The organism is Neisseria sp. P0009.S007, from assembly GCF_051962515.1.
The window spans coordinates 15,792-23,789 of record NZ_JBQCVF010000021.1; the positions used below are offsets into that span (position 1 = coordinate 15,792).

A 7,998-nucleotide genomic window follows, 5' to 3' on the forward strand; every position below is an offset into this window, starting at 1 on the left:
GTCTCATCGCACCAAGCCAGAATTTCGCGGCGTAAAGCCATATTCCGCTCCTTATATCTATCTTCAAAAACAGCTTCGCATTCTAACCGCAAAATCTGTTTATGCCTCAAATTCTTACATTCCGATTTCAGCAATCATTCCCAACATTAATCATTTGCACATCATCATGAATTATTTTAATATACACCACCTTACCCACAGGCCGTCTGAAAACACATGGACTCTATTATCGAATTGCGTCATCTCAAAACCTTGCTGGCTTTAGAAGAAACCGGCAGCGTTTCCCTTGCCGCCAAACGGGTTTTCCTGACCCAATCCGCCCTGTCGCACCAAATCCGCGCCTTGGAAAATTATTACGAAACGCCGTTGTTTGAACGTAAATCAACACCTTTGCGCTTCACGCCTGCCGGTATGCGCCTATTGCAACTGGCGCGTGAGCTGTTGCCGCAGGTTGCCGCCGCCGAACGTGATTTGGTGCGGATTATCGAAGGCGAAGCGGGCGAACTCAGGCTTGCCGTCGAATGCCACACCTGCTTTGACTGGCTGATGCCTGCCATGGGCGAATTCCGCCCCTTATGGCCGCAAGTTGAATTGGACATCGTTTCCGGTTTCCAAGCTGATCCGGTCGGGCTGCTGCTGCAACACCGCGCCGACCTTGCCATCGTTTCCGAAGCCGAGCCGCTCAACGGCATCAGCTACCGCCCCCTATTTGCCTATGAAATGGTCGGCATCTGCGCAGAAGACCACCCGCTTGCCGACAAAGACGTTTGGGAAGCGGAAGACTTTATCGACGAAACCCTGATTACTTATCCCGTCCCCGACGAAATGCTGGATTTGCCCAAAAAAGTGCTGCTGCCCAAAGGCATTAATCCGCCGCGCCGCCACAGCGAGCTGACCATTGCCATCATTCAATTGGTTGCCAGCAAACGCGGCATCGCCGCCCTGCCCTATTGGACGGTCATGCCGTATTTGGAAAAAGGCTACGTCGTCCACCGCAAAATCACTTCAGACGGCCTGCAGAGCAAACTTTATGCAGCCATTCGTACGGAAGATGCCAACAAAGGCTATCTGGACAACTTCTGCCAAATCACGCATGACCGCTGTTTTGCCGACTTGCCGGGCTTGAGCGAATTGGAAATGTAAACTTGAAACAATCAAAAGGCCGTCTGAACAATTTTCAGACGGCCTTTTTTAATATACACAAAAATCTCACTGCTTCTATTCGGATTCATCCGAACCCAAACACGCCGACAAATCGATTTCAGACGGCCATGTTTTATCAGGCGCAACCCGAATATCGAAATGCTCGCCGCGATAGTCGAAAACCAAACGCCAAGCGTGCAAAAACAGATATCCCGCCTCATCGCCGCCATACAGCGTATCGCCCAAAATCGGACTGCCTATGCTTTTCATGGCCACGCGCAGCTGATGGGTTTTGCCTGTAAACGGTTGCAACACAAACAGGCGCAAACCGGGCTTCAGGCTTTGGCTGCTGAAACGGGTAACGGCAAAATTATCCTCGTCTCGCGTCAGCTTCCATGTACCGCGGCGCGAACGCACCATACCGCCTTTCACCCAGCCCTGCTTTTTCGCCGGCTTGTGCGTACCGAGTGCCAAATAAGTTTTACGCATGGTTTTTTCGGCAAACTGCGCCGACAAAGCGGCCGCGCTGTCTCGGTTGAGCGCAAGCAGCAACAGGCCGCTGGTGGCTTTGTCCAAACGGTGAACCAGCCACACGCGTTCAACGCCGAGCTGCTGCGCCAGCGAAGCGGTCAGGCAAACATCTCCTTCCGATTCGCTGTGCACCGATACGCCGCAAGGCTTATTAATGACCACAAAATCTTTGTGTTCAAAAACAATGTCCCACATTTCAGACGGCCTTCAACACGATACCGTCGCCAAGCAGGGTCAAAATACCCAGCAGGCAGAACAAGATACATGCGGCAATGCGCACTGCTTTGGCCGGAATCTTGCGCATCAGCATTTCGCCCAAATACACGGCAGGCACAGAAGCAATCATCAAACCGGCAATACTGCCGACCACGACCAGCAGGATAGATTGGTATTTTGCTGCCAAAAGAACTGTTGCAATCTGCGTTTTATCGCCGATTTCAGCCAAGAAAAACAGGACAACCGTCGCCGTAAATGCGCCGTATTTCAGCCACTTACCGTCAGGATCTTCGTCTTTGTCCGGCAATAGCAGCCACAATCCAACCGCAATAAAACTGCCGCCAACCACCCATTTCATGACTTCGGGCGAAATAGCGGATGCCAGCCAGACACCGAGTGCGGCTGAAACAAGATGGTTCAACAGGGTTGCAATAAAAATACCGGCAACAATCGCGTTTTTGTGGGCAAAACGTGCAGCCAAAAAGAGTGCGAGCAATTGCGTCTTATCGCCGATTTCGGCAATGGCAACGCCCAGCGTCGAGGAGAAAAAAGCTTCCATGATTTAAGATACTCAACCGAAAAGCGGGCAAACAAAAAGCGCTGTGCATACCGCCCGCAAGGGTATGGACAACGCTTACGTCTTGCCTGTCTTCCGATAAAGCAGAGAAGATACCGCTGCCACGGCCGCACAAGCCGATTATGTTGACAACGGTTTCGGCATTGCGCCGAATGGCTACTCCCGTAAGAGTGAAGCGCGAATTGTAAGGCAAACCATGGCTTGAAGCAACAGAAAGAAAAACAAAAGTCCGCCTGAAACCTGATTCAAGTAGGTTTCAGACGGCCTGCGATTACTTGCCGCATACTTCAAATTTACGGCCGAATCCTTTGCCATTGTATCTGCCAAAACCATGCGGCATATCGTTTTCAATCACTTTAAACAAACCCGGGCTGGCTGCAACCCCTTCAGGCATATTATCCGGCAGGGCCTGACGCATCTTGGCAGTAGCGGCTTTAAAATCTTCCATATTGCGCCAACGGGCTACGTTGACCAAATGATATTTACCGTTTGGATCTATATTTTGGTGCAGGCGCGTAGCTATATAGCCTGGCTGGGTTTTCAAAAAATCACGCGCTTTTTGCCAAGAAGCCAAAGCTTCGGCTTCTTTACCCTGCGGCACTTCAAAAGTATTAATGAGGACAACACTGTTTTGAAAGGCTTCACATTTTTCCTGCCACTGTTTGGCATTTGCAGTACAACCGACAGCGACAAAGGCAGTGGCGGCAGCGGCAATCAGAGCTGTTTTTTTACGGATATTCATATGGATAGTTCCTTATAGGTTTGAATTGATGTGAGATATTTAAGCTCTTCCGAACATTCGGGGCATTACGGATTCGCCTTTGATGTAGTGGTAAACGACCATGCCGATATGTCCCAGAGACAAGAACAGCAACGAAAATGCCAGTGCTCCGTGAATCTGTCCTTCCTGAGTAATTTGTCTCATAACACCTGTGACTGGAACGGCAAGCATCAGGAGATACATTGCCCAATGTCCAAATTTGGCAGCCATACTGCCAACCGGTCGATTTCTGGACTGGCGGATTGCCCACATCACACGCCAAGCAGACAATATCAGCAGAAGAAAGCCAACCGCTTTATGAGGATTAGTCAAAAACTTCAGACTTTCATCCATATTCCAAGCAATGGCGGTTGCAAACATAAACAGATAGCAGGCCGCCATAGTCCAATGCAGAAAGCGGGTTGTAATGCCGTAACGTTGCGGAGTATCAGGTTTCATGATGTTTTCTCTTAAATTAACAATTAAATGGATTTCAATTTGGGTTTACGGATAGAAAATCCGTCTTTCATGCTCAGTCCCAACAGCGTCAGATTAGCCATACCGGCAATCAGTTCTACGATTTGAACGATATAAAACACGCTGTCAAACTGTCCTGCGGCGGCGCGGCTGTTTAAGAAAAACGCACAAGGCAGCAAAATCAGCATTCCGTTGGCAGCGATAAACGGCATGCGTCGGCGTTTCGCGGCAATCGCAGTATGTTTGCTTTTCCCACCCATTTTCATGCCTGTTGCACCTGCAACTGCCATACAAGCCATCAACCCGAATAGCGCATAAACAATGGTTTGTTTTACGACAACGATGGTTTCATGCGAGCTGAAGAGTTCGCTTAATACGGTACTGATCCAAAATGAGGCGATGAATAAACATGTACCTGCTCCTGCCGCAGCATGGATTTTGCGTAAAGTATCGCGGTTCATAATATTTCCTTTGAATGTTTGAGATAGGCCGTCTGAAATTTATATAGCAAGCTATTAAATTAAAATAAGCATAGCTTGCTATTAATTAACATAGCAAGCTATATTTGTGATATAATCCGCAACAACCTGATTTTAAAGGAAACAAAGTGAACGAAGTTTTCAAAACTGAATCGGCAGGCTATTTGATGAACCATATTGCCCGCCAATTTGCCATTTTATTGAGCGAAGGCTTAAAACCACTGGGGATTGCGCCTGCACAATTTCCAATTTTGATCGAGCTATGGAATAAAGACGGCTTGAGCCAACAGGAATTAGTTGAGCGTGCCGATTTGAAGCAGGCAACGATTGCCAACACTCTGGCACGGATGGAGCGAGACGGATTGATTACACGGGAGCCTAATCCTGAAGATGCACGCAGCCGTTTGATTAAGCTGACAGAACACGCGCGTGCTTTACAATCAAGCTCCACCGAAATTGCCAAAGCCATCAACCAAGAAGCCTTGGCGGTTCTGTCTGCAGACGAGCAGAAACTGTTTTTGGAAATGGCACAGAAAATTATATTGAAACAACAAAAGATGATAAAAGTCTGAAAAATATAAAAAAGGCCGTCTGAAACTCAATGTAAACAGGTTTCAGACGGCCTTTTTCACAACGATTAATTATCGGAGAACAAATCGCCTACCTTTTCCCAAAACGATTTTTTGCGCGGGGTTTGGCTGAGGTCGAGGCCGGAGGAGATTTTTTCAAATTCTTCCAGCAACTCTTTCTGACGGTCGGTCAGGTTGACCGGTGTTTCAACCAAAATGTGGCAGTACAAATCGCCGGTCGAGCCGGAACGCAGAGACTTGATGCCTTTGCCTTTCACGCGCATGCGGCGGCCGGTTTGCGTTTCTTTCGGAATGTGCAGTTTGACTTTGCCGTCCAGAGTCGGCACTTCGACTTCGCCACCCAATGCGGCAATGGCAAAGCTGATCGGCAGTTCGCAATGCAGGTCCAAGCCGTTGCGCTCGAAGATTTTGTGCTGTCTTACGCGGACATTGACGTACAAATCGCCTGCCGGTGCGCCGTGTTGACCCGGCTCGCCCTCGCCGCTCAAGCGGATGCGTTGACCGTCGTCGATACCTGCCGGAATGTTGACTTCAACTGTTTTACTGGTTTTGGTGCGGCCTTCGCCACGGCATTTGACGCAAGGGTCTTTGATTTCTTTGCCTGTACCGTGACAAGTCGGACAAGTCTGCTGCATTTGGAAAATGGCTTGGCGGACGTGTACCGTACCTGAGCCGTGACAGGTCGAACAAGTCGATGCGGATGTGCCCGGTTTGGCACCTGAACCGTGGCAGACATCACATTCTTCGTAAGTCGGAATGTTGATGCGTTTTTTCACGCCTTTGGCGGCTTCTTCAAGCGAAATCTCTATGCCGACCTGCAAGTCCGCGCCGCTGTAATCCGGCTGACGGCCGCCTGCGCTGCCGCCACCGCCGAACATTTGGCTGAAAATATCGGAAAAATCGAAGCCTTGCGCACCACCAAATCCGCCTTGGCCGCCGAAACCGCCAAAGCCACCGAATCCGCCCGCACCTGCGCCCTGTTCAAACGCGGCATGGCCGTATTGGTCGTACATGGTACGTTTTTCCTTGTCAGACAAGGTGTCGTACGCTTTTTGGACTTCTTTAAATTTTTCTTCCGCTTCTTTGTTGTCAGGATTGCGGTCGGGATGGTATTTCATTGCCAGCTTGCGGTAGGCTTTTTTGATTTCATCGTCGCTAGCGCTGCGGGCAACACCAAGGGTTTCGTAATAATCTTGGGTACTCATAATTTTGATAGTGTTTTGAATAAGTTTGAACTGGGTCGGATATGTGGGCGGAAGGTAAAAAACTCAAGTCGATATTTTTAAGGCCGTCTGAAAATTTTGTTTCAGACGGCCTTCCTCGCTTTGTCAAAGCATGATGATGGCCTTAAAGTGAAAGAAGATTTGACTCTATATCGCTGTTTTGTATTAGAAAGGTTTTCTTCCATGATACAAAAAATTGCTTCCTTTTTATGCCTGATGCTGATGATGACCGCTGCCAGACTTACCGTTAACCGTTTCATACTCAGGCCGTCTGAAACCCTGTTTTCAGACGGCCTTTTGATTGTTTGCGTTCTTCCACGTCAAAACAAACGGGAAACAACAATGCCAAAGCGGTTTGACATGATGTTACGACACAAGCAATCCGCTTCTGAATCCGCTATAATCTGCGTTTGATTTTATTTTCCAACGCCTTTTGTATAAAGCAAAACATCATGCAAGAACAATATCAACCCGCCGCCATCGAGCCTGCGGCGCAGAAAAAATGGGATGACGCCCGTATTTTCAACGTCTCCGAAGACGCTTCCAAACCCAAATACTACTGCCTTTCCATGTTCCCCTATCCCAGCGGCAAGCTGCACATGGGGCATGTGCGTAACTACACCATCGGCGACGTATTGAGCCGCTTCAAACTCTTAAACGGCTTCAACGTCATGCAGCCTATGGGTTGGGACGCGTTCGGCATGCCGGCGGAAAACGCGGCGATGAAAAACAACGTCGCCCCCGCCGCTTGGACGTACGACAACATCGAATACATGAAAACCCAGCTCAAAAGCCTGGGTTTTGCGATTGACTGGGAGCGCGAAGTCGCTACCTGCAAACCCGAATACTACCGCTGGGAACAATGGCTGTTTACCAAGCTGTTTGAAAAAGGCATCGTCTATCGCAAAAACGGCACGGTAAACTGGGACCCGGTCGACCAAACCGTCCTTGCCAACGAGCAAGTCATCGACGGGCGCGGCTGGCGTTCGGGCGCATTGATCGAAAAACGCGAAATCCCGATGTATTACTTCAAAATCACGGATTACGCCGAAGAGCTGCTCAATGATTTGGACAAGCTGGAACACTGGCCTGAACAAGTCAAAACCATGCAGCGCAACTGGATCGGCAAATCTCGCGGTATGACCGTGCGCTTCGCCGTTTCAGACGACAGCAAACAAGGCTTGGAAGGCGATTACGCGAAATTCCTGCAAGTTTATACCACCCGTCCCGACACGCTGATGGGCGCGACTTATGTTGCCGTTGCTGCCGAGCATCCGCTGGCAACCGCAGCCGCAGCCGACAAACCTGAATTGCAGGCATTTATCGCCGAATGCAAAGCCGGCTCGGTTGCCGAAGCCGATATGGCGACGATGGAGAAAAAAGGCGTACCGACCGGCCGCTACGTCGTCAACCCGCTCAACGGCGACAAGCTGGAAGTGTGGATTGCCAACTATGTATTGTGGGGCTACGGCGACGGCGCGGTCATGGCGGTTCCGGCGCACGACGAACGCGATTTCGAGTTCGCCACCAAATACAATCTGCCTAAAAAACAAGTCATTGCCGTTAGTGACAACGCATTTGACGCAAACCGATGGCAAGAATGGTACGGCGACAAAGAAAACGGCGTATTGGTCAACAGCGGCGACCTGGACGGCATGAATTTTCAGACGGCCTTCGACGCCATCGCCGACAAGCTGCAAAGCCAAGACGCGGGCGAACCGAAAACCCAATACCGCCTGCGCGACTGGGGTATTTCGCGCCAACGCTACTGGGGCTGCCCGATTCCCATCGTCCATTGCGAAAAATGCGGCGACGTCCCCGTCCCCGCCGACCAACTGCCCGTCGTCCTGCCCGAAAACGTCGTACCCGACGGCATGGGTTCGCCGCTGGCAAAAATGCCCGAGTTTTACGAAACCACCTGCCCATGCTGCGGCGGCGCGGCGAAACGCGAAACCGACACCATGGACACCTTCATGGAATCGAGCTGGTATTTCTTCCGCTA

The 7,998-nt window shown here is 50.2% G+C and carries 9 protein-coding genes; 3 read left to right on the top strand and 6 right to left on the bottom strand.

From position 1 onward, the window contains the following. Window positions 1-216 precede the first annotated feature (216 nt). Window positions 217-1,143, top strand: coding sequence for a LysR family transcriptional regulator (locus ACTHS3_RS03865; protein ID WP_003748251.1), 927 nt, complete (start codon window positions 217-219; stop codon window positions 1,141-1,143). Between the two features lie 75 nt (window positions 1,144-1,218). On the opposite strand, the gene ACTHS3_RS03870 is transcribed toward ACTHS3_RS03865, so the two are convergent. From ACTHS3_RS03870 to ACTHS3_RS03890, 5 genes are all read right to left on the bottom strand, one after another. Further along, the gene (locus ACTHS3_RS03870; protein ID WP_070587992.1) at window positions 1,219-1,869 is read right to left on the bottom strand and encodes a TIGR01621 family pseudouridine synthase; all 651 of its coding nucleotides are present in this window, start codon (window positions 1,867-1,869) and stop codon (window positions 1,219-1,221) included. A gap of 1 nt (window position 1,870) precedes the next feature. Then, window positions 1,871-2,449 (bottom strand): TMEM165/GDT1 family protein, encoded by a 579-nt coding sequence (locus ACTHS3_RS03875; RefSeq protein WP_004518907.1) that lies wholly within the window; start codon window positions 2,447-2,449, stop codon window positions 1,871-1,873. Between the two features lie 289 nt (window positions 2,450-2,738). Further along, complete coding sequence (locus tag ACTHS3_RS03880) at window positions 2,739-3,209, bottom strand: antibiotic biosynthesis monooxygenase family protein (RefSeq protein ID WP_004518910.1); 471 nt, start codon at window positions 3,207-3,209, stop codon at window positions 2,739-2,741. 39 nt (window positions 3,210-3,248) lie between these two features. Next, window positions 3,249-3,686 (bottom strand): cytochrome b, encoded by a 438-nt coding sequence (locus tag ACTHS3_RS03885; RefSeq protein ID WP_070625080.1) that lies wholly within the window; start codon window positions 3,684-3,686, stop codon window positions 3,249-3,251. Between the two features lie 23 nt (window positions 3,687-3,709). Further along, entirely contained in the window at window positions 3,710-4,165 is a 456-nt protein-coding gene (locus ACTHS3_RS03890; protein ID WP_070625081.1) for a hypothetical protein, read from the bottom strand. Window positions 4,166-4,311: 146 nt separating this feature from the next. Here ACTHS3_RS03890 and ACTHS3_RS03895 point away from each other — a divergent pair, with 146 nt between their 5' ends. Next, complete coding sequence (locus ACTHS3_RS03895) at window positions 4,312-4,755, top strand: MarR family winged helix-turn-helix transcriptional regulator (protein WP_434061431.1); 444 nt, start codon at window positions 4,312-4,314, stop codon at window positions 4,753-4,755. 65 nt (window positions 4,756-4,820) lie between these two features. Here the strand turns inward: ACTHS3_RS03895 and dnaJ are convergent, their stop codons facing one another. Then, entirely contained in the window at window positions 4,821-5,978 is a 1,158-nt protein-coding gene (dnaJ, locus tag ACTHS3_RS03900) for a molecular chaperone DnaJ (protein WP_070459597.1), read from the bottom strand. 470 nt (window positions 5,979-6,448) lie between these two features. Here dnaJ and leuS point away from each other — a divergent pair. Then, a partial coding sequence (gene leuS, locus ACTHS3_RS03905; protein ID WP_440367212.1) for a leucine--tRNA ligase occupies window positions 6,449-7,998 on the top strand: 1,550 nt, incomplete at its 3' end.

Bases quoted from the DNA above. Each gene is read 5' to 3' on its own strand.
- ACTHS3_RS03885 (WP_070625080.1), bottom strand. From the start codon at position 3,686: ATGAAACCTGATACTCCGCAACGTTACGGCATTACAACCCGCTTTCTG.
- ACTHS3_RS03875 (WP_004518907.1), bottom strand. From the start codon at position 2,449: ATGGAAGCTTTTTTCTCCTCGACGCTGGGCGTTGCCATTGCCGAAATC.
- ACTHS3_RS03880 (WP_004518910.1), bottom strand. From the start codon at position 3,209: ATGAATATCCGTAAAAAAACAGCTCTGATTGCCGCTGCCGCCACTGCC.
- ACTHS3_RS03890 (WP_070625081.1), bottom strand. From the start codon at position 4,165: ATGAACCGCGATACTTTACGCAAAATCCATGCTGCGGCAGGAGCAGGT.
- ACTHS3_RS03865 (WP_003748251.1), top strand. From the start codon at position 217: ATGGACTCTATTATCGAATTGCGTCATCTCAAAACCTTGCTGGCTTTA.
- ACTHS3_RS03870 (WP_070587992.1), bottom strand. From the start codon at position 1,869: ATGTGGGACATTGTTTTTGAACACAAAGATTTTGTGGTCATTAATAAG.
- dnaJ (WP_070459597.1), bottom strand. From the start codon at position 5,978: ATGAGTACCCAAGATTATTACGAAACCCTTGGTGTTGCCCGCAGCGCT.